Origin of the sequence: Alishewanella sp. WH16-1, assembly GCF_001441695.1 — a bacterium.
Classification (GTDB): domain Bacteria; phylum Pseudomonadota; class Gammaproteobacteria; order Enterobacterales; family Alteromonadaceae; genus Alishewanella; species Alishewanella agri.
The window spans coordinates 122,149-144,641 of record NZ_LCWL01000112.1 but is presented as its reverse complement, the minus strand read 5'-3'; the positions used below and the strand labels follow the sequence as shown (position 1 = coordinate 144,641).

The window sequence follows — 22,493 nt, the reverse complement described above, 5'->3', positions numbered from 1 at the left end:
GCCTTTTTATCGCTTTTTTATGGCCTTAAATCGGCACTATACACCTTCGCAGAATGCATTCTGCGACATAACAAATCCGAGATTCAATACTGCCAGATTTAATAAAAGAAAGCAGAAAAGACAGAGCAAAAAAGATCAGAATCCAGAAAACACAAACCCCGGTCAAAAAACCGGGGTTTGTCATTAATCTGAACGCCCGGCATTAACCGGGCGTTGCAAACTAAAATTTGGCAGGAACCATGTAACGGGGTTAATCCGGTGCTTTTGACACCCCAACCATCGCCGGACGCAATAAACGGCCATTTAATTCATAGCCTTTTTGCATCACGAAGGTTACGGTATTTGGCGGTAGATCGGCAGTTGGCTGCATACTCATGGCCTGATGTTGCTCCGGATTAAAAGGCTGACCGGCGGGATCAATCTGCACCACACCATACTTCGCCACCGTATCCAGGAAGCTCTTCATCGTCAGCTCTATACCTTCGATTATCGCTTTAAAGGACTCATCTTCACGGTTAATAAAGTTTAACGCCCGTTCCAAATTGTCCATCACCGGCAATAAGTCAGAGGCAAACTTTTCCAGCGCAAACTTGTGCGCCTTTTCCACATCCAGCGCAGCACGGCGGCGGGCATTATCCGCTTCGGCTTTAATGCGCAGCATCAGGTCATGCTGTTCAGCCAGCTGTGCCTGTGTTTTTGCCAGTTCTTCTTCCAGTTTGGTAATAATGGTTTGCTCAGACGACAGCTCTACTGTATCGGCATGGCTATCGGAAGTCTGGTTCAGCTCTTCAGGGGTTTCTGCAGGCTTGTGTTGCTCAGTCATTGTTACAATACTCCAATTTAGCGTAGGGGTATTATGGGGATCAATTTGGCCGATTCAAGTTTAAATTTAACTGGGCGGCGCAGGACTCAACCAAGGGGATTAACCGGGCATAATTCATCCGCCGGGGACCCAGCAGGGCGATAAAGCGATGCGGCTGCTGCTGGTAGCTTTGCGCGATGACACTAAGCTGCGACAGCTCGACAAAGCCCGACTCTTTACCCAGAATCAGTTTAGGTTGGTTATCATTAGTAACCAGCTCCAACAGCTGCATTAAACCGGCCGGATGCTCGAGCATTTGCACCACCTGCTGCAAAGCCGGGTTTTGCTGATAGTCTGGTGTTAGTAACAACTGATGCTGACCAAAAATCAGCGGTTGATGTTGCATAAATTCATCCAGACTCAGCTGGCCTAATACTTTTTGCAACAGCGCCTGCGCCAGCCCCGTTTCACTGCGCAATAAATTACCCAGGCGAGCAATACCATCCTGCCACTGCCCACCGGACAACGCCGCATTTAACAGGCACAACACCTTGCTTAAGGTTGCAGAATCAATACTTTGCTCACATTGCAATACCCGGTGCAAAATATCGCCGTCTTCGTCTATTACCACCAACAGCAGGCGATCGCTGGCCAGGCGGACCAAATCAATTTGCCGCACTTCACGACCACTGGCTTTGGGCGCACTGATGATCGCCACACAGCCGGTCAGGTTCGCCAATAACTGCCCGGCTTGTTGGCATAGCAATGACACCGGCAACTGCGGTGCCAGGCGCTTTTTAATTTCGGCGGCCCAGCTATCACTGATCGGTTGCAGTTGTAACATTTTATCGATAAATAAGCGGATGCCCGAGGTAGTCGGAACTCGTCCGGCTGAAGTATGAGGTGAGCGGATGAGCCCCTGCTGTTCCAGCAACACCATGGTATTACGCACCGTGGCCGAGCTGACTGACAACGCCTTATTTTCAGCAATCGCTTTGGAGGATACCGGTAAACCATCCAGCAGATACTGCTCAACGATCAGTTTTAAAATCAGTTCGGTTCTGCTTAATGTTTCGGTCATGCGCCTACACCTGCATTCTGTTGCTGATTATGATGGGGCCTTTCTAAAAAATTTCAAGCAGCTCAGGACACTAAAGCCGGTAGCCGTTATACTGAACCAACAGTCTGGCCGCCGTCAGGGTGGCTAAAGCTTTTTGACCGGTGCTTGACCGGCCTTTCAACACGGAAACGTTATGAGTCTTGCCTTTAACAAAGTGGGATTAATTGGTAAACCGCACCACAGCGGCGCCAACCAAACACTGCTTAGCCTGTATCAGTTTTTACAGCAGCAAGGGCTGAGCGTCTATGTCGAAGAGCGGGTAGCACAAAGCCTGCCCATCGCCGGTGCCGAAGTGCTGGACCTGGTGACACTGGGGAAAACCTGCGACCTGGCAATTGTTGTCGGCGGCGATGGTAATATGCTGGGTGCAGCGCGGGTACTGGCGCGTTTTGACGTCGCCGTACTGGGTGTTAACCGCGGTAATCTGGGCTTTTTAACCGATTTGGCACCGGAAAGCTTTGCCGAGCCACTGACTGAAGTGCTGGCCGGTAATTTTGTTACCGAAAAGCGTAACCTGTTGGAAATCGCCGTGCATCGTCACGGCAGTGTGAAAAGCAGCAATAGTGCCGTTAACGAAGCCGTACTGCACGCTGACAAAGTCGCGCACATGATTGAATTCGAAGCCTATATCAATAACGAATTTGTCTACAGCCAACGCTCAGATGGGCTGATTATCAGTACTCCCACCGGTTCTACCGCTTATTCTTTATCCGGCGGTGGCCCCATTCTGACTCCGGATCTGGATGCGATGAGTCTGGTGCCAATGTTTCCGCATACGCTAAGTAGTCGGCCACTGGTGGTGTCAGGAAATAGCGAAATCCGGCTGAAAGTTGCTGAAACTAACGATGCACATCTGCAAATTAGTTGCGATAGCCATGTGATTCTGGCCGTAATGCCAGGCGACGATATTACTATCCGCAAACACCCTAACCCGCTGCGGTTGGTACATCCGCCCGGCTACAGCTATTACCACGTACTGCGCAATAAACTGGGCTGGGGTAGTAAGCTGTATTAAAAAAATCAGCACCCGACTTGCTAAAGTTACTTTTACTGTATAAATTTACACTGTAACTATAAACAGTATCGGGTGCTTTATGCTTTGCCATCTTCATATCAGTAATTTTGCTATCGTCCGCGCGCTGGAAATTGACTGGGCAAGCGGCATGTCAACCATTACCGGTGAGACCGGTGCCGGTAAATCCATTGCTATTGATGCGCTGGCACTCTGTCTCGGCGAACGGGCCGACGCCGCAGTAGTGCGCCCCGGCGCCGATAAAGCCGATATTGTTGCCACCTTTGATATCTCTGCCCTACCCGCCGCGCGCGACTTTCTGCAACAACAAGACTTGTTGATGGGTAACGAATGTATTGTCCGGCGCGTTGTCAGTAATGAGGGCCGTTCCCGCGGTTATATTAATGGTGTACAGGTACCGGCGCAGCAACTAAAGCAACTGGGGCAATACCTGCTATCCATCCACGGCCAGCATGCGCATCAACTGCTGTTAAAGGCTGAGTATCAGCGTCAGTTACTGGATGCCTATGTCGCCAATAGCGAGCTGCAGCAGCAATGCCGGCAAAGCTATCGCTACTGGCAACAACTGCAGCAGGAACATCAGGCCCTGCAACATTCACAGCAGCAACGCGATGCACAGCGCCAGCTCCTGGAATATCAGGTGGCAGAGCTGGATCAGTTTGCGCCACAGGCTGATGAATTTAGCGAACTGGAAGCCGAACATAGCAGGCTGACGCACGGTAACACGCTGCTGTCGCAAAGCCAGCAATGCCTGCAGCAACTGTACGATGATGATGAACAAAGCATTTATCGCGCGTTATCTCAGGTAACCTATCAGCTGGAACAATTACAAGCACTGGATCCGGCTCTGGCTGGTGTACAGCAAATGCTCAGTGAAGCACTGCTGCAAACCGAAGAAGCCAGCCGTGAACTGCGCCGTTACGCCGACAAGGTAGAGTTGGATCCGGAACGTCTGGCCGAAGTCGACGAGCGGCTGGCACAGTGGCTGAATCTGGCGCGAAAGCATCAGATCGCCAATGAGCAACTGGCAGAACGCCACCAACAGCTAGCTGCCGAGCTGGCCGAATTAACCGGTTCAGAGCAACGACTGACTGAGCTGGAGCTGGCTATTCAGCAAGCCAGTCGCCAATATCAGCAGGCAGCAGCAGTTTTAACGGCCGCCCGCCAGCAGGCTGCATCAGAGCTAAGCGAGCTGATTAGCAAAAATATGCATGAACTGAGCATGGCCAATGCCCGCTTTGCTATCAATGTTTCGACCTTGCCGTTAGAGCAGGCCAGCGCCAACGGCCTGGATCTGATCAGTTTTGAGGTATCGACTAACCCGGGCCAGCCACTGCAAGCCTTAAGCAAGGTCGCCTCCGGCGGTGAATTATCGCGGATCAGTCTGGCAGTACAGGTAATACTGGCGGATAAGGTCACAACCCCTACCTTGATTTTCGATGAAGTGGATGTCGGCATCAGCGGCCCGGTAGCAGCCGGCGTCGGCCGCTTATTACGCCAGTTAGGCCAGAGTACTCAGATTATTTGCGTTACCCACCTGCCGCAAGTAGCGAGCCAGGGCCATCAGCAGATGTTTGTAGAAAAATATACCGATGGTATCGCCACTGAAACCCGGATGCGCCAGCTCAGTGATGATGAGCGGATCCAGGAAATCGCCCGCCTGCTAGCCGGTGAGAATATTAGTGCCAATGCCTTGGCCAATGCGCGGGAACTTTTGTGTACGCCTACAGTCTGAGCTGCAGTTTGTGTGTTGCAAGTCAGATCTTATGATCTTTGTGGTGTAGTCGCTACTAACAACACGTCAGCAGAACTTTAACAGACAGCGCTCAGAAACAGGTTTTTTGCTTCCGCATCCTGGGTTATGATGGCAGCACTTAGGTTGAATTAATGGCATCTATGAAAGCAGTAGTAAAAATCGCCGTACTGGTTGCGGCACTGGGCCTTAGCGCCTGTAGCAGCTGGGTATACCGGATTGATATTCCGCAGGGTAACTTTTTAGAACAAAAAGATGTCGACAAGCTGCGGGTCGCTATGACTAAGGAGCAGGTGGTGTTTGTGCTGGGTAATCCGGTAGCCGCCAACCCCTTTGACCATGACACCTGGCATTACTTTTATGCCCTGAAAGGTGGCCGTGGCAATAATTTTGAAAAGCGCTTAGTCGTGGAGTTTAAAGACGACCGGCTGGTTAATATCAGCGGTGACTTTGAGAAACACGCTGATTTTGATAAGCCACTGGATATCTGATAGCGTTTAGTAACAGACGAAAAGTAACCAAAAAAGCCGCAATCGCGGCTTTTATGTTTTTTATATCTGGTACTGCTCAAATGTTTAATGTTAAACCTGACCGCCAGTTACCTTATTAGCCCGCCCTTCTTCTTTGGCTTTTTCGGCCCGACGCCGGCGCAAATCTTTCGGATCAGCGATAAGTGGCCGGTAGATTTCAATCCGATCGCCATCTTTTACGGTATCGCTTAGTTTCACCGTGCGACTCCAGACGCCAACTTTTTGTTCGCTCAGATTAATCTGTGGAAATTGCTGCAAAATACCTGACTGACGAATAATCTGCTCGACACAGGTATCCGCGGCAACAGAAATCGTCAGCAAAGCCTGACGCTCCGGTAAAGCATAAGCCACTTCAACGGTAATGGTATCGGAAATGGCGGCACCCGCGCTGTTATTCACCATACACTTGCTTCGCTCTTTGGGTAAAGGCATTGACCATGGCAGCGGTTAGCTCCTGAAAAATCTTGCCAAAAGCAAACTGCACCAACTTATTAGAAAATTCAAATTCCAGCTGCAAGATCACCTTACAGGCCTGCTCATTTAGCGGCACAAACTGCCAGCCGCCCTGTAAACGTTTAAAAGGGCCGTCGACCAACTGCATATCGATCCGCTGTGCCGGGTATAAAATATTGCGGGTAGTAAAGCTTTGGCCAATACCGGCCTTGGAAACTTCCAGCTTTGCCACCATTTCCTGCTCAGTATGTTGCAGTACGGTAGCTTTGGTGCAACCGGGTAAAAACTGCGGGTAATCCGGCACAGCATTAACCAGGTCATACATCTGCTGCGCGCTGTAAAAAACCAACGCACTGCGTTCAATTTGTGGCATACTCACTCCCCATTAAACTCGCCGCCGATTGTAACAGAATAACGCGCTGCAACAAGGCATGAGCCATCGCTGACATCCAACACTGAGCTGCGACAAACAACGAATTATGAGCAAAAAACAAGCAACCAAAAACAAAAACGGTACCATAGCGCAAAACCGCAAAGCGCGGCACGAGTACTTTTTAGAGGACCGCTACGAAGCCGGCCTGGCCCTGCAAGGCTGGGAGTTAAAAAGTATCCGCGAGGGTAAGGTAAACCTGTCCGACTCTTATGTTATTTTGCATAACGGTGAAGCCTTTTTACTCGGCGCACAGATTCAGCCGCTCAACAGCGCCTCTACCCATGTAGTATGCGATCCCGAGCGCAGCCGCAAATTGCTGCTGCACAAGCGCGAGCTAAGTAAACTTATTGGCCTGAAAGAGCGCGAAGGTTATACCCTGGTCGCCACCGCCATGTACTGGAAAGCCTGCTGGGTAAAGCTAGAGTTTCATTTAGCCAAGGGTAAGAAAAGCTATGACAAGCGTGACGATATTAAAGACCGCGACTGGTCACGCGAGAAAGAGCGTATGATGAAACACAGTAAACACTAAAGGCCTCTTGAAACTTTTACCGCCTGGCCCCATCTAATTAGGGCGACAGGAAAACGGCTAAAACACAAAGCCCGCTTGTGTAAAGCAACCAGGCTGCGTACAATAGCCAAACACTGAAAGTGAGTGTTACTTCCACAGAATTCGGGGCTGATTCTGGATTCGACGGGATTCACGAACTCTTAGGTGCATGCCGAGGTGAGGTAGGCCTCGTAAAAAAGCCTCAATTAAATAGTCGCAAACGACGAAACTTACGCAATCGCTGCCTAATAAGCAGTAGATAGCTCTTCCCCTCACGCATGCCTGTAAGCTGAGACTCTGGAAGATCACCCCTAACAGGATCGCGTCGCGTCTTCGCCTGGAGACAAAACGTTAAAACCAATCAGGCTCGCCCGACGATAGCCTGCCAGCTGGCGCTCATAGGGTTAACTAAATAACTGGCTAAGCATGTAGTACCGACGATGTAGGTTTTTCGGACGCGGGTTCAACTCCCGCCAGCTCCACCAACTAGAGAAGCGGCGCATTAGCGCCGCTCTTTATTTCTACCTTAAAAACAAAAGCTTATCTATACGCACCCTTGCTAACAAACTGGCCGACAGTACGCTAAACATGTCTGGAAATTGTCATCCTGTTGCCAACTTTTGTCATTCTGCTGCCAATTTTTTCGCAAAGTACCAAGAAAACCTATGTGACGAACTAGCCGTGATCAGTTTCGATATTCAGCTCAAAAACAGATGGTGCAGAGTCTCATGTTTTCATGGGTTGGTAATTCAGCATAAAAAACAACTTGTATTGTTAGGGAGGAAGCGCAAATGCGGAGGAACTCAACAATGCTAGTGATGATTTCTTTCGAAGTAGCAGTAAACTTCGCTACCGTAGAAGCTTTTTAAAATAATCTCTTGAAATCCAACCAAAAACCTAACAAAATATCCTAAATAAGGAAATTATCATTAAGGGAGTTAAAGGAATGACAATAATGGTTTGGCCTGCAGATAACCCTAAACATATAGTACTTCCTCCTGAATATGCAGCACCAATCAACGCTGAGCTATTCAGATTTGTTAATAAAATTCCCGCTGATCAATCAGATTTCCTCCCCAGTTTCAAAGATCCGGAGCAAAGAAACTTAGCTCAAAGAAATATCGATAATCCAGAATTCTACGCAACTTCTTTTTTCAGTGATAAAATGAGAGTCATGAAGTTGCTCGAAACAAACCCTGAAAAATTCAGAAAGAAAATTGTGGCTAATGGTATGGTAACTCCTGACCTAGGTTATGCTCATAGCAATAGCAGCGGACATGTATCAGTATGGTTTTACGAAAACTGCTACCCTACAGGATTCGTAAGACATGCGTAAGCCAGAAAAATTACTGTTTAGAAAAACTGATAACTTTGGGTCGCTGTATTATTACAATAGTTACAGCTATTACTTAGAACCTATAACGTTCTCAGCTCGCAACGAATTTGGGCATCTGTTTTTTTGTTATAGTTTAGGGCTAGATGACGATGATGTATTTGAAAGATGGGTCATCAATCCGATATCTGAACAATTTCTTAATCAAATAGAGCAAAAAAACGTTTCTTTATACAATGCTATTCTACCTAAAGATAGAGACAACATATTTATTCTTAAAGAATACTTAACAGAAGATAAATCTGAGGTCATTTCATTAGATAAAAAAAGGATCTCTTTTTCTTTACCAAATAAAGATGTTTTCATCTCAGAAAACATTAATATAGATGGTTCTAGAAAGCACTCCCACAAGATAAGACTCTTTAAATCGTCTCAGAAACCAATTCCTTCTGATATTCTCAACAAAATCACAGAACAGTTTATTTCTTTTTGTAAGAACTACCTGGACAGCTTCCAAATTCCTTTGAAGATATTTTCTGAAGATGCAGTCCATGGGTCTTTCGTATTTCGAGTAAAAATAGATGAACTTGATTCTGTCTCGCAGTGCGGCGGGTTTGAAAAACTTTCCAGCCTGTCAGATATAGGTAAGTTTTTACACGATATTGATAACTATGATATTGACCAGAGACAACTAAAGTACTTGCTTGATACTTTAGTAAAGCATGGGATAAACATTGAACTGATTGATGAATCTTCGACAAATACACTTTTTAGTCTAACAGATGATTACGCCAAAAATTTAATCCCGGAAATTGCATCACGATTGTCTAACTATCTAGATAGCTCAATGGTGCCACAAGCAGACAGTCTAGATACGCTCAAACATTTTTTAGTGATTCTTTATACTGAGGGTATAGTAACGGCTGATTCATTCGGACTAGATAAACGCCAAGTAAGTTACTACAGAGATGCCTGTCAATTATTAGGTCTTGTACACAGCTATGGCGCCCTTACCCCGTTGGGATTAAAAGCATCCACTGCCGAATCAGAAAAAGCATTCCTAGAAATCATCAAAGTACAGTTCGAAAATACTGAGTGCGCAACTATATGGATGGCTCAACAATCTGTCAGCAACCTTATCGAAATTGATGAGTCTACAGCCGCTAAATTTTTAATTGACAATTGTAAAAATTTAGGTGAAAGCACCTCAAAAAGACGAGCTAGTACTTTAAGGTCATGGGTAAGGAGCTTTAAGAAGCACCTTGTAAATCAATAAGTCTTTTAATACAAAGATTTATTGCTTCTTCGTTGTTGTCATTGCCAATGAAGTTCCGTTTTAGTTTCATTGCAGCGACACCAACGAATCCTGTACCACAAAAAGGATCTAATACAGTTTCACCGGAAAGACTACTTTGCTCAATTAAAATTGATGCAAGATTAGCAGGTTTCTCTGTCGGATAACCTTTAACAATTCTTTTCTCTACTAAAATATCTGGTATTGAAAGATTAGACAACTTTCTTTTCCCTTTCTCAAAAAACATAATAAATTCATATCTTGCTCTGTAGTGATAACCCATACCAATAGTTACTTTATCCCAAATAATTGGTTTCCAAAATTTGAAGCCAATTTTCTCCGCGATAGGTTTTACAATAAAAGCTGTTTCTTGATCACAAAAGAGATAAAAATGGCTATTCTTCTTTAATACTCGGTATACCTCATTAAATAACTCTTCAAATCTATCATTAGGAAATATTTCGAACCAAGAGTTACTAGAGGCTTTACTAACTTTTAGCCTAGTAGTAGTGCCTATTTTTCTGTGCTTTTCCAACGACTCATATGGAGGATCTGTGATGACTAAATCAATTGAATTACTTTTAGTTCGTCTCAATAATTCAACTGCATCTTCGCAATGGAGTTCAATATTGACATCATTGTCAAAAGCAACTTCAAACTTCATTTTTTACCACCCTAATTCAATATGTATAAAAACACAGCTATTCTGACATCATTTTCGCTAATATGCATCAAAAAATAAGGCATTTACACTAAATGAGATTTTATAAAATCATTTATCGTAATAAAGAGAACAAATACCTTGCCTTGACAATTTTGGTTTTGTATTTTGATAGCTAGTTTAATTGGCTCGACATGGCGCAACAACGCGTAAGGCAATGATTTTATATGAATAAACTTACCTCAACCACCAAATATGAGAGCGACGCATTAGCGCTGCTTTTTTATTGCCTAAGATTCCCGCCGCATGATTTGCACTTAGATACTCTGAGTATCTAGTTACATCGTTCTATACTTACTCTAGCTAGTTGCTGGAGGTGAAGATGGATACGGGCAAAGTATTTAAAAACAACAATACCCAGGCTGTGCGGCTGCCGGTTGAAGCGGCAAGCTTTAGAAGATTTTGTTTCTAGGTTAATTATTCTGCCTTATGGCGATAAAACCGCTCAACACTACGGAGAAATACTAGCAGAGCTTGAAAACACAGGTACACCGATAGATGTTAACGATTTACATATCCGCGCACATAGCAGAAGCGAGAGCTTAACTTTAGTTACTAATAATCAAAGTGAATTTTAACAAGTCAAAGGTCTGAGACTAGAAAATTGGATCAATCCATCTATATAAGAACCTTCGACAGATGCAATGATTCCGGTAAACTGGACAAAACAAGAAAATCGAGAAAGGGAATTACTGATGAATGATGGACAACTATCTCAACCCGAAGCTAAATGTGAGCCTCCAGCAAATTTCTGTGGTGCATGCGGCTTTTCTTTAAAACTGATTAATCCAATATGTCAGTCCAGAATGTGCCAAAAGTGTGACAGAAGGATCTACTTTCAAAGGCATGCCCCTGAGGGAGGTTTCAGAGTCGAAGAAGGGGAACAATTTCATATTACTGAATTGAAGTTATCTCTCGATCCCATGGAGGGAGGAAAAAAGAGCCATTTCTCACGAGCAGGTCTAGATAGTTTTTTGAGACATATCATCACCGACGGGGGGCTCAAACGCCACGAGGAATTTATCTCCTACTGCAAAGAGAAAGAGCGACAATTAGACGAAGAATTGAGCAGACTTGAATACATCAACCACCTCGATTTATACAACGAAAAGGATGTAAATGAAGCCTTTGAAATTTTAAAAAGAGAGGGAGCTAACGAATATAGTAATCAACTAATCACCAGCAGTTTCTTTCATGAAGTACACACTAAGTTAGATGAAGGAGATTCAGAGGGGGCAGCTCGCGCAGCGTTTAGGGCAGCACTCTTCATAAATTTACAAATTCTCGAGAATGAACATTACAAAGAAATCATCTGGTTAGGTTATCAAGCTTATGCAGACTTGAGACAAAATGAAGGTTTAAACCCTGATGAGGCGCGAGAGAAACTAGTTGTAGAACAGGTTGCTCGAAAATTAAAAAGTCTATCGGATCCTTACCTGTTATCACTGTCGCAATCTGATGATCCTCTCTCAGTCCCTCTTGGTGTGAATGGCGTTCGTGAGAATGGATTGAGAGCATTAGTCCAACATGAACTCGAAAGGCGAAAGAGAGCAACTGAGGAGGAACTTCGGAACCGTGAAGTCACGGTTAAAGAACGTGAATCAAAACTCAAAATGTTGGGATTGGTAGTTACCGTCATAAACGTTCTCATTGGAGTCGGAGTCACATTGTTTCTGAAGAATTAATTAGAGACTCGTTCACTTCTTTATCGGGGAATTGAACTAAGAATCAGTGAATTGAAGAGTATAGAAAATGCAAATTGCTCCGGAAAAAATTGAATTATTAGTAAGACAGATAGCGGAAAGTCAAAACTCAGCAAACTTGCAGTCGGTTTTAACAAGAGAAAAGTTTGAGCAAGCACTGATTCCAGAACTTAAGAAGTTATCAGAATCAATAAAGAAATCTTCAGACACTTCTCATGATCTAACCGTGTCAATTAGAAATGCCACTATCGCTGGTGTCATTGTTGCTGGATTAGCTGTCATAGTCGCCGCAACAGATGTTTATCAAACCCATTTCAGTAGTAAAGAAGTGCAAAGCACGACCGTAGAATCTGACTAGTGGAGAGCCGAAACTTCTCCACCGTCAAAGGGCAGTACATCAGGTGGTACATTCGGCAATATGAACAGACTTTAAAAGATGCCAAACCTGTGAGTATCTGGCATTCGTCAACTGCTGAACTTCATAAAAATATTTTATAAGTATTTATCATCATCTTAGCGCTATTTAGCGCCAAAATCCGCGAAAATAGCCATCTGGAAGTTTGATCTCTTTTTACAAAATCTGCATAGTGTTATGGACAAGGGAGCATGCGTCACTTTCGCTCGTAGCAGCAGGGTAGCTGCGATCAAACAGTAAACTAACTCAGAACTTTTCAGGGTTGCGCCATGCATTCTACTTCTCAGGCAACTGCAACGTTATGCCTGCCCGCTGATGATGTGTCTACGATACAGACTCAACAGCACAACGGTCATTGGACATTATTGTTTCAGCGCGATTTTCAAATTAGGCGTGCCGTTAGCGCCGATGAGCAGCGACAAAGCTATCGTTTGCGCCACCAGGTGTATTGCGAAGAGTTAGGTTTTGAACCCACTAACAGCTGTGCCATTGAGCAAGACCACTATGATGCTCGCGCATCACATTACTTGTTACAACACCGGCAAACTGGCAGCCTGGCCGGCACTATGCGAATGGTTTATTGCTACCGGCCTGAAGATACACTGCCGTTAACGCGCTACTTTAAATCTGGTTTTATTAAACCTGACCTGGCGCCCGGCGCTTTTGCACTCGATAGTGTCTGCGAATTATCCCGCTTGGCGCTGGCCAGTAATTTTCGTCGCCAACAACTAAACCATAACCCGGCACTGAGTCAGCTGAATCCACTGCAGGTGACCCAAAGTCAAAGCCATTACCGTTATCTGGCTGCTGGTCTTTATCTGGCAGCATTAGAGCAGGCTTTTAACGAAGGCATCAGCCACGCTTACGCCTTAGTGGCCCCCGCATTGGCCAGGATGCTAAACCGGGTGGGTTTTCAATTTCAGCAAATTAGTCATGCCGTTGAACTTAACGGCTCACGTGCAGCCTACTATCTGGACGTAAACAGTAGCTTGCATACCCTGTGCGATGATTATAAATTGCTGCGACAAGTGTTAGCAGCACAGCTGGCACAGGTTAAGGTGTCAGGTATTCGCTAACTTCTTGCTGGTACTTTCTTATTATGGATTCATTATCGCAAATTGCGCTGGGCTCAGCCGTTGCGGTGGCCGTGGTCGGTCGTCGCAGTTCAGTAAAAAAAGCGGCGCTGTGGGGGGCTTTTGCCGGCACCCTGCCTGATCTCGACGTCTTTATTGATTATGGCGATGCGCTAAGTAATATGGTGTATCACCGCGGCTTTAGTCATTCACTGTTTTATCTCAGCCTGGTCTCGCCGCTATTGGCGCTACTGATTTGCAAAATACATAAAGAAATGGCGTTGTACCGGCATTGGCTTGTCGCCATTGCATTGGCGCTGCTAACTCATCCGCTGCTGGATACGATGACCATTTACGGCACGCAGCTGGCACAACCGTTCAGTAATTATCCGTTTGCGGTGGGTAGTATTTTTATTATCGACCCGCTCTACACTCTGCCGTTATTAATTGGTCTGCTTTGGGTGCTGTGGCGTGGTAAACGCGCGCTGGCGGCTAATACCGCGGCACTGGTGTTTTCCTGCTGCTATTTATTATGGGGCGTAGCAGCGCAGCAGCATGTATTACAGGTGGCGACGCAGCAAAGTCAGGCACATGAAAACAGCCGCATTCTGGTGGTTCCGACTGCACTGAATACTCTGCTCTGGCGTATTTTATTAATCGACGATAATGCCTACTACGAAGGCTTTTATTCGCTGCTGGAGAAGAACACAGCGATCAGTTTTCAGCGTTATCCGCTGGACGCGGCGCTGTATCAGCGTTATCAGTTACACCCCGATGTGCAGACGCTGGCCGCTTTTAGCCAGGGATTTTATGCGTTGGAGCAGCACGGCGAGCAGGTGATCATGACAGATTTACGGATGGGCCAACAACAAAACTATGCCTTTAGTTTTGTGGTGCCAGCCCAGGCTGAGCAAACCGTTGCGCGCCTGCCTCGTAATCTGCAACTGAGCGATACGCTGCAATGGGTATGGCGCACGCTAACCGGTGAACAAAGTGCCGCTAGCCAATTACCTCATAACCCGACCAATCCGGACGCAGCGCCTGCGCCTGACCACCGGGAACCAGCTCAATATAGTAGCCACTAGCCTGCTCCAGCTGCAGGCAATCATCCAGTTGCAGCAAATCATCCTTATGTGGGCTATCAGCATCTGTCAGTAGCTGTGCTTTGGCCCGCGTCTTGGCCTCGGCCGCCGAGCTGGCAACACAGAGCATAAAATCGTGCTGCTCGGCGATTTTACCCGGGTAGTAACCGCCAAAGTTGACAAAAAACAGCTTTACTTGCTGCTGCACCGGCGCAGTTGATAAACGGATCTGGTAGCCGTCAATATTATGCAGTGCTAAATAGCTGTCTAAATGCAGCCCTTTTTGGGTACCAAACCATTGTTGCCGCAACTGCGGATAGGTATCCTCAATCCGCTTGCCAACGACAAAGCGCACATCATGCAATTCGATATTAGCCCCCGGCGCAGTGCCGCCCAAATAAACCAGAAAAAGCTGCATTTGTTATCCTTATAAACGAATACTTAAACCATCAGTCAGCGCACGCCGGTAGGCCACCATCGCCGGAATACAGGCTAATACCGCCGCAGAGAGCAGGATGCCGCCCGCCCAATATAATGTATACCAGCTAAAAGGGTTGATACTGATAAAGAGGCCATAGTTTGCGGCCAACCAGTCCTGCACACCCCAGAGTGCGGCGACTAATAATCCGGCGGCGCCCAGCATCGCCAGCAAGGTCAGCAACAGCACTTCCAGCTGAATTAACCAGAACAGATACCAGGGGCTGGCACCGACGGCGCGCAAAATGGCGACCTCACGCTGCCGCTCGCGCATCGAAGCCAGCAAGGTGGTCATCATACCTACCAGCCCTGCCACCAGCACCAGTAAGGTAATCAGTAGCAATATATTCTCCACCATACTGAGCATTTGCCACAGTTCAGCCAGTGCCACGCCCGGCAAAATCGCTGTTAGCGGCTCTCCACGGAATTCATTAACCTGACGCTGCACCACGAAGGTTGCCATCCGCGAGTTTAAACCAACCATAAAAGCGGTAATCGCCTTGGGCGTTAAATCCATCTCCAGAGCTTGTTCAGCACTGATTTGTCGCCCGGGCATCGGTGCACCCTGCTGCCAGTCCAGGTGAATGGCTTCAATACCTTCCAGGCTAACATGCACGGTTTGATCAACCGGTGTACCTGTCGGTGCCAAAATACCTGTAACGGTGAAAGGTTTATCTTTATGTTCAGAAAAGCTGACCGCACCAATACCATGCGCCAGCGTAATTTCCTGCCCCAGCGTATAACCGAGCTGCCGCGCCACCTCGGCACCCAGCACAGCTTCGTAAACGCCCTGAAATGCAGCGCCCTCGGCAAATTGCAACTGCTGCGATGACGCGTAGCGATAATGCTCAAAATAACTCTGATTAGTGCCCAGCACACGGTAGCCGCGGTGCGAATCACCCAGCGATAACGGGATAGTCCAGGCAATTTGCGGATGGCGCGCGATCCGCTCATAGGTTTGCCAGCTGACATTGGCAGTCGCATTACCAATCCGGAATACCGAATATAACAACAGGTTTAGCTGCCCGGAGCGGGCGCCAACAATCAAATCAGTACCTGACACCGTATTGGTAAAACTATTGCGGGCTTCTTTACGAATATGATCGATACCTAACAACAATACCAGGCTAATAATCAACGATAACAGGGTCAGTAAAGCTGTACCGCGGCGATTCCATAAGCTCAGACGGGCTAATTTAATTAACATGCTACTACCCCTTTAGCTAAGTCAGTCATCGCCAACTGATAATGAAAATAGCGTTGTAACTGCTGATCGTGGCTGACAAAAATCACGGTAGTACCGCTTTTATCAGCTTCAGCTAGCAGCACCTGCATAAAAGCATCGCGATTATCCGCATCCAGCGCAGAAGTGGGTTCATCGGCAATCAGCAGGGTGGGCTGAGTTAACAAGGCGCGGGCAATCGCGACCCTTTGCTGCTGACCAACACTCAGCTGACTGGCTGGCTGCGCCCAATAAGACGCCGGCAAACCTAAAGCAGTTAACAAGTCTTGTGCCCGTTGTTGCATTACGGCGGCAGGCGCTTTAGCAAAGGCAGCACGTAGCAATACGTTATCCAGTACACTTAAATAAGGGATCAGATTGAGTTGCTGAAACACCACGCCGATATCCGCCGCACGTAACTTATCGCGTTTGGCAGCGCTTAACTGATGCAGCGCCTGACCATTAAGCCAAATTTCGCCGGCGTTGGGCACCGTAATGCCACAGAGTAAATTTAATAAGGTGGTTTTACCACTACCAGAAGCACCCCGGACAAACAGGTGCTGGCCACTGGCCAGTGACAGGGCCGGAATATGCAATTGCCAGCCATCAGCGCGATACCAAAATGTCAGATCTTTGAGTTCAATCGCAGGAATTTTCGGCTTGGTGGTCACAGGTACTCCTTTGTGCATGCTATGATAGCGCAACATAAACCGCTGTATTATGCATTAATTAAGAGGCGAAGCTCCAATGTTCAACAAGTTGTCTGTTGCGTTTTCTATGGTACTTACCGCAATGCTGGCGTTCAGCCTGCAAGCGGCTGAAGTAAAAACCATTGAATGGACTGATTTAATGCCGGAAGAGGACTTAAAGGCACTGATGGCAATGCCGGAAGTAGCGCATGACTACAGCCAGCCGTCTCCGTTTGACGATAACTATAATGGTGATGACCCTACGGCGCAGGCGTGGCAGCAAATTCTGCAATCCGCCAAAGTAAAACCGGAATATAATAATGTTAAGGTCAAGATCCCGGGCTTTATCGTGCCGCTGGAGTTTGACGACAAGCAGAATGTAACCAGTTTCTTTCTGGTGCCCTATTTCGGTGCTTGTATTCACGTACCGCCACCGCCACCAAACCAGATTATTTATGTTACCGGCGCCTCTAACCTGAAAGCAGACATGATTTACTCCCCGTTCTGGATCACCGGTACCATTACCACCGAAGCGATGTCGCATGACTTAGCGAATGCGGCTTACAGTATTAAAGCTGATAAAGTCGAAGAATATACCTGGTAGTCAGTGTTGATGGTTGCAAAAAGCCGGCTGAGACGCCGGCTTTTTTGTTTTTGCAGCTCTGTAACCTTTAAAACTGGATACGGCTATTGCTTAAGGTTGCCGTTGCAGCACCTTGCTGACCGTTTAGCACCCATTGCACGTCAATTTTTTCCAGCGCCGGCGTCAGGTTAAACAGGCTAAGATCAAGCTGATGCAAGCGTGCCGGGCTTTGGCACAGCAAACTGACATTGGCATAAAAGTCACCATGACCGCTGTAGCCAGGCTCTGTTAAATCGGTATTAGCATCCGCGCCCTGAATTTCACAGTTTGCCTCGCTACTGACACTAAACCAGTTGCCTTGTGCCAGGTTATCCAGCGCTAACGCCACTTCCTGCTTTTGTTCGCTGGTTTTCGGCGCCTGCTCAAAACCAACAATATTAAAGGCTGCCGATTGTAGCGCCAGCTGCAACTCATTACCTTCCAGCACCATAGTCAGAGTAGCGGCGCCGTGCACATGAGTACCGAGCTGAGTAAATTCGTCATCATGTTGATGCTCATCGCCATGCTCGTGGGCGTGCTGATGTGAGTGCTGCTGTTGCTGCTCCGGCTCAGTATCTGGTGCATGCTTGGGGTGTGCTTGCGCCAAACTGGCAGTACTAACCAGCAAGGCCGGAATTAACAGTGAGCTAAGTTTGAACGACATTGCGATCTCCTTAATTGTTATTGTGTCACATCATACTCAGTTTTTATATCACTGCAATGCCCACCGCTGATCGACAAGGTGGGCATTCACGTAAGTACCGATACTTACCTAACCAGTGGCTGCTATGAGCAAACTAATTGTTATTCTGGGCGATCAACTCAGTCCGGCCCTTGCCAGCTTACGTCAGGCCGAACCTGACGATCTTATTCTGCTGGCCGAAGTGAAAACTGAAGCCCGCTACGTGAAACATCATAAACATAAAATTATTTTGCTGTTCAGTGCCATGCGCCATTTTGCCGCAGCCTTGCGTCAACAGGGCTTTGAGGTTTGTTATCTGAGCTACGACGAGCAGCCGGGTATTTATAGTATGACCGACGCTGTACGCTTCGCCCTGCAACAACGTCCGTTCTCACAACTGCTGATTACTGAATGTGGCGAATACCGGCTGCAACAGGAAATTCTGAGCTGGCGTGACACCTTCGAACTGCCGCTGGAAGTGCTGGAAGACGACCGCTTTATCTGCTCGCAAAGTATGTTTGCACAGTGGGCGACCGACCGTCAGCAATTGCGGATGGAGTTTTTCTACCGGCAGATGCGCCGTTACACTGGCTTACTGATGGATGCCAAACAACAACCGGTTGGGGGACAATGGAACTACGATAAAGATAATCGTAAAGCCTGTCCGCCGGATCTCAAACAAATCCCGCCACTGAAATTCATACCGGACGAGATCACGCAACGGGTGATGACACTGGTAGAGACAGAATTTCACGATCATCCGGGTAGCGTCGGCGAATTTAACTATGCAGTGACAGGTAAAGATGCGCGGCAAGCGTTTCTGCACTTTGTCGAACAGCAGCTCGCTAATTTTGGCGACTATCAGGATGCGATGCTGCTGGAGCAGCCATTTCTGTTTCACAGTATCTGCTCGATGTATTTAAATGCCGGGCTACTGGATGCACGCTGGATGTGTCAAAAAGTCGAAGCGGCCTGGCGTGAACAGCACGTCAGCTTAAACGCCGCCGAAGGCTTTATCCGGCAAATTATTGGTTGGCGTGAGTATGTCCGCGGTTTGTACTGGCTGCTGATGCCCGACTATCAGCAGCATAATTTTCTGCAGGCGAAAACGCCACTACCAGGATACTACTGGCATGGTGAAACTAAAATGCGCTGCATGCAACAGGCTATCAGTCAAACCCTGCAGCATGGTTACGCTCACCATATTCAGCGACTGATGGTTACCGGCAATTTTGCCTTACTGGCCGGTTTAGCCATTGACGAGGTGACCGACTGGTATCTTGCCGTGTATGTCGATGCTTATGAGTGGGTAGAACTACCCAATACTCTTGGCATGGCATTATTTGCCGACGGCGGTATTCTGGCCTCCAAGCCTTATGCTGCCAGTGGTGCCTACATCAACCGGATGAGCAACTACTGTAAAAACTGCTATTACCAGGTAAAAGCAGTAACAGGTGCTAAAGCCTGCCCCTTTAACGCCTTGTATTGGGATTTTTTAGCCCGTAACGAGTCACAACTTGGTCAGAATGCACGAATGCAGCTAACCTACAAAAACTGGCATAACAAAGACGCTGAACAGCAGCAAGCTATCCGCGAGCAGGCTGCGCAGTGGTTAATAAAGCTTGAACAACTATGACCAGCCTGGTACTCCTCAACGGCTGCCTGCGTGTCGACGATAATCCGTTACTCAGTCAGGCACGCGGTAAAACCGCTGCCCTGGTGATTGTCGATCAGCAGGCTTATTTTGGCCGCCAGTACGGACTGTTTCGCAGTAATTTATTGCGTTTACGAGCTCATCTGCAGGCCATCCAACATTTGGCGCAACAGCTGGCACAGCGGAAAATCGGCCTGATTGTCCGCTTCGGCGATACCCACAGCCAATTATGTGAACTGGCTTCACAGTTAGGCGCAGAGCAACTACTGGCTAATGAGCCAACGGCACCGGATGAATACCGCGCGCTGCAGCATTTACCGGCAAGCGTCAAACTCCAACTGATTGATGGCAATAGCCTGCTATCGAAACAGCTAAGGCCAGATCTCACCACTTTATCAGATCGCTTTACCAGCTTTCGAAAAAAACTTGAACCGCTGTTACTGGTAACTGCAGCGGAACCGGAACATACCCAAGTGGCTAACTGGCTAAGCCCGGATCAGGTAGCGGGCTTATCGCAACAGTCTGTTTTGCAACAATGGCTTGGGCAAACTGCAGCCACATCCTGGCGTGAAGGCTGCTGGGATGAAGGCAGTGCCCATGCCAGGCTGCACTACTTTATCTGGCAGGGACAACATATCCTGCATTATAAAGACAGTCGCAATGCGCTCTGTGGTACAGACTACGCCAGCTTCTTTTCCACCCCGCTCAGCCTGGGTACCTTGTCGGTACGGCGCTGCTGGCAGCAAATCGAACAGTTTGAACAGCAAGTCAAAGCCAATGACTCAACTTATTGGCTGAAGTTTGAGCTGCTGTGGCGGGAATTCTTTCGCTGGCAAATGCGTAAATACCAGGCCCGCTGGTTTAGTAAAAACGGGATTGCCGGCCCTGCCGATTTTAGCGCGCCACGTTTAACAGCCACACAAAAGCAGCGCTTTGCCGCCTGGTGCGCTGGCGATACCGGAGTCCCCTTTATTGATGCCAATATGCTGCTGTTAAATCAAACCGGTTTAATGAGTAACCGCGGTCGGCAAAATGCCGCCAGTTATTTAATTTATGATTTGGAGCTGGACTGGCGCCTTGGTGCCGCTTACTTTGAACAGCGCTTACTGGATTATGACTGTGCCAGCAACTGGGGCAATTGGGCCTATATTGCCGGTGTCGGTAACAGTGAGGCCCGTGCCTTCAATCCGATTAAGCAAGCCCTGTGGTACGATCCGAATGCTGATTTTGTGCGCCAGCAACTGCCGCAGATCAGCGCCGCCGGTAAAGCTGCACATCGTCCGGCACCGCACGCACGGCTCTTGCCGCAATGGCGTAGCTGGCTGGACGAACTCTAAGCCATCATGCATCTGCTCTGGTTTAAACGCGATTTACGCCTTACCGATCATGCCGCGCTATTTCACGCAGCTAAGCAAGGCACCGCTGTGTTACCGGTATATATCGTCGAGCCAGATTACTGGCAGCAACCCGATGTGTCATTGCGGCACTGGGCTTTTGTGGCTGAAGCCCTGACATCACTGCAGCAGCAGCTGACTACGCTGGGGCAACCATTACTGGTTTACTACGGTGCGGCCACCCGGGTATTACGGGAGCTCTGTGCCCGCTTTCCGATCAGCGCAGTGTACAGCCATCAGGAAAGCGGTAACTTATGGAGTTATCAGCGCGATCTTGCTGTGGAGCGTTTACTGAGCGAGCTGGCTCTCCCCTGGCATCAATATCCGCAATTTGCCGTGATTCGTAACCTTCCCAATCGTGATCTGTGGTTTGCCGAAGCCGATAACTGGTTAAGCCAAAGACTGTATCCAACACCACAAAGCTTACCCTTTATTTGTGCCAGTAACTGGCAAGCACCACTTACCGCCCCCAAACGCAACCGGGATTTACCAGCCTGCCAGCAACGACAACATGGCTGGCAATTACAGCAAACGCTAGCCAGTTTTTTACAGCAGCGCAGCCAGCAATACCATGGCGGCATTTCCTTCGCCGCCCGCGCGGTAAAAAGTTGCTCGCGGCTCAGCCCGTTTTTGGCTTATGGCCAGCTCAGTATCCGGGAGCTGCAGCAGCAAACGGAACAACAACGCAAGCAAAGCACATCAGCACAGCAGCAACGGGGCTTACAGGCTTTTTATAGCCGGCTGCGCTGGCATTGTCACTTTATTCAGAAACTGGAAGATGAGCCGGAAGTTGAGGTGCGCAATATGCATCGCGGTTTTGATGGTCTGCGTGAAGACGCTTTTGAACCGGGGTTATTTCAGGCCTGGGCCAGCGGGCAAACCGGCTATCCGCTGATTGACGCCGCCATGCGCTCGTTACTGAGTACCGGTTGGTTGCACTTTCGCGGCCGCGCCATGCTGGTGGCCTTCGCCAGCTATCATTTATGGCTGCACTGGCGGCCACTGGCACTGCATCTGGCGCAATGTTTTGTCGACTATGAGCCAGGCATCCATTACCCGCAAATCCAAATGCAGGCTGGCACCACCGGCATTAATCCGAACCGGATGTACAACCCGGTAAAGCAGAGTATGCAAAAGGATCCGAAGGGCGAGTTTATCCGGCAATGGTTGCCGGAACTGCGGCGGGTGCCGGATAGCTGGCTACACCAGCCCTGGCTGATGAGCACTGCCTTACAACAGCAATTTGGCTGTGTGATTGGCCGCGATTATCCGGCGCCTGTCGTGGCGGCCAGTCAGGCGGTAACTGCGGCCAGAGCAAGATTAAGCCAGTGGCTTGCCCAACATCGCCAGGCGTTTGAACTGGAAAAACGTCAGGTATTTCAGCGTCATGCCAGTCGCAACCGTCCTAAGGCGCAACGCACCCGCAAAACATCAACGCAATTAGGTTTGTTTGACTAGAGC

At 47.9% G+C, this 22,493-nt stretch carries 25 protein-coding genes and 1 other RNA gene; 17 read left to right on the top strand and 9 right to left on the bottom strand.

Going from position 1 to position 22,493, the window contains the following annotated elements; all coding sequences use genetic code 11:
* Nucleotides 1-187, top strand: a 187-nt coding sequence (locus AAY72_RS16960; protein WP_231728961.1) for a hypothetical protein, incomplete at its 5' end; no start/stop codon positions are given.
* 63 nt (nucleotides 188-250) lie between these two features.
* On the opposite strand, the gene grpE is transcribed toward AAY72_RS16960, so the two are convergent.
* Entirely contained in the window at nucleotides 251-823 is a 573-nt protein-coding gene (gene grpE / locus AAY72_RS12115) for a nucleotide exchange factor GrpE (RefSeq protein WP_057787770.1), read from the bottom strand.
* A gap of 40 nt (nucleotides 824-863) precedes the next feature.
* Nucleotides 864-1,883 (bottom strand): heat-inducible transcriptional repressor HrcA, encoded by a 1,020-nt coding sequence (hrcA, locus tag AAY72_RS12110; protein WP_057787767.1) that lies wholly within the window; start codon nucleotides 1,881-1,883, stop codon nucleotides 864-866.
* Between the two features lie 172 nt (nucleotides 1,884-2,055).
* Here hrcA and nadK point away from each other — a divergent pair, with 172 nt between their 5' ends.
* The 3 genes from nadK to AAY72_RS12095 all read left to right on the top strand — a co-directional run bounded on the left by nadK (nucleotide 2,056) and on the right by AAY72_RS12095 (nucleotide 5,199).
* Complete coding sequence (gene nadK, locus AAY72_RS12105; protein WP_057787766.1) at nucleotides 2,056-2,937, top strand: NAD(+) kinase; 882 nt, start codon at nucleotides 2,056-2,058, stop codon at nucleotides 2,935-2,937.
* 79 nt (nucleotides 2,938-3,016) lie between these two features.
* Nucleotides 3,017-4,690: a DNA repair protein RecN gene (recN, locus tag AAY72_RS12100; RefSeq protein ID WP_057787764.1), complete on the top strand. Its 1,674-nt coding sequence runs from the start codon at nucleotides 3,017-3,019 to the stop codon at nucleotides 4,688-4,690.
* Nucleotides 4,691-4,842: 152 nt separating this feature from the next.
* Complete coding sequence (locus tag AAY72_RS12095) at nucleotides 4,843-5,199, top strand: outer membrane protein assembly factor BamE (protein ID WP_008985728.1); 357 nt, start codon at nucleotides 4,843-4,845, stop codon at nucleotides 5,197-5,199.
* Nucleotides 5,200-5,289: 90 nt separating this feature from the next.
* Here AAY72_RS12095 and AAY72_RS12090 read toward each other — a convergent pair whose 3' ends face one another.
* Nucleotides 5,290-5,640 (bottom strand): RnfH family protein, encoded by a 351-nt coding sequence (locus AAY72_RS12090; RefSeq protein ID WP_008985727.1) that lies wholly within the window; start codon nucleotides 5,638-5,640, stop codon nucleotides 5,290-5,292.
* The gene (locus tag AAY72_RS12085; RefSeq protein ID WP_057787762.1) at nucleotides 5,630-6,064 is read right to left on the bottom strand and encodes a type II toxin-antitoxin system RatA family toxin; all 435 of its coding nucleotides are present in this window, start codon (nucleotides 6,062-6,064) and stop codon (nucleotides 5,630-5,632) included. Before AAY72_RS12085 ends, AAY72_RS12090 begins: the two co-directional genes overlap by 11 nt.
* Nucleotides 6,065-6,170: 106 nt before the next feature.
* Between AAY72_RS12085 and smpB the strand changes: the two genes are divergently transcribed.
* The 4 genes from smpB to AAY72_RS12070 all read left to right on the top strand — a co-directional run bounded on the left by smpB (nucleotide 6,171) and on the right by AAY72_RS12070 (nucleotide 9,280).
* A complete protein-coding gene (gene smpB / locus AAY72_RS12080) occupies nucleotides 6,171-6,653 on the top strand; it encodes an SsrA-binding protein SmpB (RefSeq protein WP_008985725.1) in 483 nt (160 codons plus the stop codon).
* A 143-nt stretch (nucleotides 6,654-6,796) separates the two neighbouring features.
* Nucleotides 6,797-7,156: a transfer-messenger RNA gene (ssrA, locus tag AAY72_RS16550) on the top strand.
* 461 nt (nucleotides 7,157-7,617) lie between these two features.
* Complete coding sequence (locus AAY72_RS12075) at nucleotides 7,618-8,007, top strand: hypothetical protein (RefSeq protein WP_156411327.1); 390 nt, start codon at nucleotides 7,618-7,620, stop codon at nucleotides 8,005-8,007.
* Complete coding sequence (locus AAY72_RS12070) at nucleotides 8,000-9,280, top strand: DUF6575 domain-containing protein (RefSeq protein ID WP_057787758.1); 1,281 nt, start codon at nucleotides 8,000-8,002, stop codon at nucleotides 9,278-9,280. The genes AAY72_RS12075 and AAY72_RS12070 overlap by 8 nt, the downstream gene beginning before the upstream one ends.
* On the opposite strand, the gene AAY72_RS12065 is transcribed toward AAY72_RS12070, so the two are convergent.
* Nucleotides 9,255-9,962: a site-specific DNA-methyltransferase gene (locus AAY72_RS12065; protein WP_057787756.1), complete on the bottom strand. Its 708-nt coding sequence runs from the start codon at nucleotides 9,960-9,962 to the stop codon at nucleotides 9,255-9,257. The two genes, AAY72_RS12070 and AAY72_RS12065, sit on opposite strands and share 26 nt — an antisense overlap.
* A 434-nt stretch (nucleotides 9,963-10,396) precedes the next feature.
* On the opposite strand from AAY72_RS12065, the gene AAY72_RS16545 reads away from it, so the two are divergent.
* The 5 genes from AAY72_RS16545 (at nucleotide 10,397) to AAY72_RS12045 (ending at nucleotide 14,295) form a co-directional block, all read left to right on the top strand.
* On the top strand, nucleotides 10,397-10,597 hold the full coding sequence (locus tag AAY72_RS16545) for a type II toxin-antitoxin system VapC family toxin (RefSeq protein ID WP_197408411.1): 201 nt from the start codon (nucleotides 10,397-10,399) through the stop codon (nucleotides 10,595-10,597).
* A gap of 117 nt (nucleotides 10,598-10,714) precedes the next feature.
* Nucleotides 10,715-11,704: a hypothetical protein gene (locus AAY72_RS12060; RefSeq protein ID WP_057787754.1), complete on the top strand. Its 990-nt coding sequence runs from the start codon at nucleotides 10,715-10,717 to the stop codon at nucleotides 11,702-11,704.
* Between the two features lie 67 nt (nucleotides 11,705-11,771).
* Nucleotides 11,772-12,080: a hypothetical protein gene (locus tag AAY72_RS12055; protein ID WP_057787752.1), complete on the top strand. Its 309-nt coding sequence runs from the start codon at nucleotides 11,772-11,774 to the stop codon at nucleotides 12,078-12,080.
* Nucleotides 12,081-12,406: 326 nt separating this feature from the next.
* Nucleotides 12,407-13,213 carry a PEP-CTERM/exosortase system-associated acyltransferase gene (locus tag AAY72_RS12050; protein ID WP_057787750.1) on the top strand — a complete coding sequence of 269 codons (807 nt, stop codon included), beginning with the start codon at nucleotides 12,407-12,409 and terminating at the stop codon, nucleotides 13,211-13,213.
* A 23-nt stretch (nucleotides 13,214-13,236) separates the two neighbouring features.
* Entirely contained in the window at nucleotides 13,237-14,295 is a 1,059-nt protein-coding gene (locus AAY72_RS12045; protein ID WP_057787748.1) for a metal-dependent hydrolase, read from the top strand.
* On the opposite strand, the gene AAY72_RS12040 is transcribed toward AAY72_RS12045, so the two are convergent.
* The 3 genes from AAY72_RS12040 to AAY72_RS12030 are packed head-to-tail and all read right to left on the bottom strand — an operon-like array spanning nucleotide 14,210 to nucleotide 16,662.
* Nucleotides 14,210-14,710 carry a DUF1543 domain-containing protein gene (locus AAY72_RS12040; protein WP_057787746.1) on the bottom strand — a complete coding sequence of 167 codons (501 nt, stop codon included), beginning with the start codon at nucleotides 14,708-14,710 and terminating at the stop codon, nucleotides 14,210-14,212. The two genes, AAY72_RS12045 and AAY72_RS12040, sit on opposite strands and share 86 nt — an antisense overlap.
* 9 nt (nucleotides 14,711-14,719) lie before the next feature.
* The gene (locus AAY72_RS12035) at nucleotides 14,720-15,976 is read right to left on the bottom strand and encodes an FtsX-like permease family protein (protein ID WP_057787744.1); all 1,257 of its coding nucleotides are present in this window, start codon (nucleotides 15,974-15,976) and stop codon (nucleotides 14,720-14,722) included.
* Entirely contained in the window at nucleotides 15,970-16,662 is a 693-nt protein-coding gene (locus tag AAY72_RS12030) for an ABC transporter ATP-binding protein (protein WP_008985720.1), read from the bottom strand. Before AAY72_RS12030 ends, AAY72_RS12035 begins: the two co-directional genes overlap by 7 nt.
* Before the next feature lie 76 nt (nucleotides 16,663-16,738).
* Between AAY72_RS12030 and AAY72_RS12025 the strand changes: the two genes are divergently transcribed.
* A complete protein-coding gene (locus AAY72_RS12025; RefSeq protein ID WP_040292076.1) occupies nucleotides 16,739-17,284 on the top strand; it encodes a DUF3299 domain-containing protein in 546 nt (181 codons plus the stop codon).
* Between the two features lie 67 nt (nucleotides 17,285-17,351).
* Here the strand turns inward: AAY72_RS12025 and AAY72_RS12020 are convergent, their stop codons facing one another.
* Nucleotides 17,352-17,966, bottom strand: a complete 615-nt coding sequence (locus tag AAY72_RS12020; RefSeq protein ID WP_008985718.1) for a DUF2796 domain-containing protein — start codon at nucleotides 17,964-17,966, stop codon at nucleotides 17,352-17,354.
* A 124-nt stretch (nucleotides 17,967-18,090) separates the two neighbouring features.
* On the opposite strand from AAY72_RS12020, the gene AAY72_RS12015 reads away from it, so the two are divergent.
* The 3 genes from AAY72_RS12015 to AAY72_RS12005 are packed head-to-tail and all read left to right on the top strand — an operon-like array spanning nucleotide 18,091 to nucleotide 22,490.
* Nucleotides 18,091-19,620 carry a cryptochrome/photolyase family protein gene (locus tag AAY72_RS12015; protein ID WP_057787787.1) on the top strand — a complete coding sequence of 510 codons (1,530 nt, stop codon included), beginning with the start codon at nucleotides 18,091-18,093 and terminating at the stop codon, nucleotides 19,618-19,620.
* On the top strand, nucleotides 19,617-20,975 hold the full coding sequence (locus tag AAY72_RS12010; RefSeq protein ID WP_057787741.1) for a DASH family cryptochrome: 1,359 nt from the start codon (nucleotides 19,617-19,619) through the stop codon (nucleotides 20,973-20,975). Before AAY72_RS12015 ends, AAY72_RS12010 begins: the two co-directional genes overlap by 4 nt.
* 6 nt (nucleotides 20,976-20,981) lie before the next feature.
* Nucleotides 20,982-22,490, top strand: coding sequence for a deoxyribodipyrimidine photo-lyase (locus AAY72_RS12005; RefSeq protein ID WP_057787739.1), 1,509 nt, complete (start codon nucleotides 20,982-20,984; stop codon nucleotides 22,488-22,490).
* Nucleotides 22,491-22,493 lie beyond the last annotated feature (3 nt).

What these genes read in the sequence shown, in the direction of transcription:
- grpE (WP_057787770.1), bottom strand. Translation starts at nt 823, where the DNA reads ATGACTGAGCAACACAAGCCTGCAGAAACCCCTGAAGAGCTGAACCAG.
- hrcA (WP_057787767.1), bottom strand. Translation starts at nt 1,883, where the DNA reads ATGACCGAAACATTAAGCAGAACCGAACTGATTTTAAAACTGATCGTT.
- nadK (WP_057787766.1), top strand. Translation starts at nt 2,056, where the DNA reads ATGAGTCTTGCCTTTAACAAAGTGGGATTAATTGGTAAACCGCACCAC.
- recN (WP_057787764.1), top strand. Translation starts at nt 3,017, where the DNA reads ATGCTTTGCCATCTTCATATCAGTAATTTTGCTATCGTCCGCGCGCTG.
- AAY72_RS12095 (WP_008985728.1), top strand. Translation starts at nt 4,843, where the DNA reads ATGGCATCTATGAAAGCAGTAGTAAAAATCGCCGTACTGGTTGCGGCA.
- AAY72_RS12090 (WP_008985727.1), bottom strand. Translation starts at nt 5,640, where the DNA reads ATGGTGAATAACAGCGCGGGTGCCGCCATTTCCGATACCATTACCGTT.
- AAY72_RS12085 (WP_057787762.1), bottom strand. Translation starts at nt 6,064, where the DNA reads ATGCCACAAATTGAACGCAGTGCGTTGGTTTTTTACAGCGCGCAGCAG.
- smpB (WP_008985725.1), top strand. Translation starts at nt 6,171, where the DNA reads ATGAGCAAAAAACAAGCAACCAAAAACAAAAACGGTACCATAGCGCAA.
- AAY72_RS12075 (WP_156411327.1), top strand. Translation starts at nt 7,618, where the DNA reads ATGACAATAATGGTTTGGCCTGCAGATAACCCTAAACATATAGTACTT.
- AAY72_RS12070 (WP_057787758.1), top strand. Translation starts at nt 8,000, where the DNA reads ATGCGTAAGCCAGAAAAATTACTGTTTAGAAAAACTGATAACTTTGGG.
- AAY72_RS12065 (WP_057787756.1), bottom strand. Translation starts at nt 9,962, where the DNA reads ATGAAGTTTGAAGTTGCTTTTGACAATGATGTCAATATTGAACTCCAT.
- AAY72_RS12060 (WP_057787754.1), top strand. Translation starts at nt 10,715, where the DNA reads ATGAATGATGGACAACTATCTCAACCCGAAGCTAAATGTGAGCCTCCA.
- AAY72_RS12055 (WP_057787752.1), top strand. Translation starts at nt 11,772, where the DNA reads ATGCAAATTGCTCCGGAAAAAATTGAATTATTAGTAAGACAGATAGCG.
- AAY72_RS12050 (WP_057787750.1), top strand. Translation starts at nt 12,407, where the DNA reads ATGCATTCTACTTCTCAGGCAACTGCAACGTTATGCCTGCCCGCTGAT.
- AAY72_RS12045 (WP_057787748.1), top strand. Translation starts at nt 13,237, where the DNA reads ATGGATTCATTATCGCAAATTGCGCTGGGCTCAGCCGTTGCGGTGGCC.
- AAY72_RS12040 (WP_057787746.1), bottom strand. Translation starts at nt 14,710, where the DNA reads ATGCAGCTTTTTCTGGTTTATTTGGGCGGCACTGCGCCGGGGGCTAAT.
- AAY72_RS12035 (WP_057787744.1), bottom strand. Translation starts at nt 15,976, where the DNA reads ATGTTAATTAAATTAGCCCGTCTGAGCTTATGGAATCGCCGCGGTACA.
- AAY72_RS12025 (WP_040292076.1), top strand. Translation starts at nt 16,739, where the DNA reads ATGTTCAACAAGTTGTCTGTTGCGTTTTCTATGGTACTTACCGCAATG.
- AAY72_RS12020 (WP_008985718.1), bottom strand. Translation starts at nt 17,966, where the DNA reads ATGTCGTTCAAACTTAGCTCACTGTTAATTCCGGCCTTGCTGGTTAGT.
- AAY72_RS12015 (WP_057787787.1), top strand. Translation starts at nt 18,091, where the DNA reads ATGAGCAAACTAATTGTTATTCTGGGCGATCAACTCAGTCCGGCCCTT.
- AAY72_RS12010 (WP_057787741.1), top strand. Translation starts at nt 19,617, where the DNA reads ATGACCAGCCTGGTACTCCTCAACGGCTGCCTGCGTGTCGACGATAAT.
- AAY72_RS12005 (WP_057787739.1), top strand. Translation starts at nt 20,982, where the DNA reads ATGCATCTGCTCTGGTTTAAACGCGATTTACGCCTTACCGATCATGCC.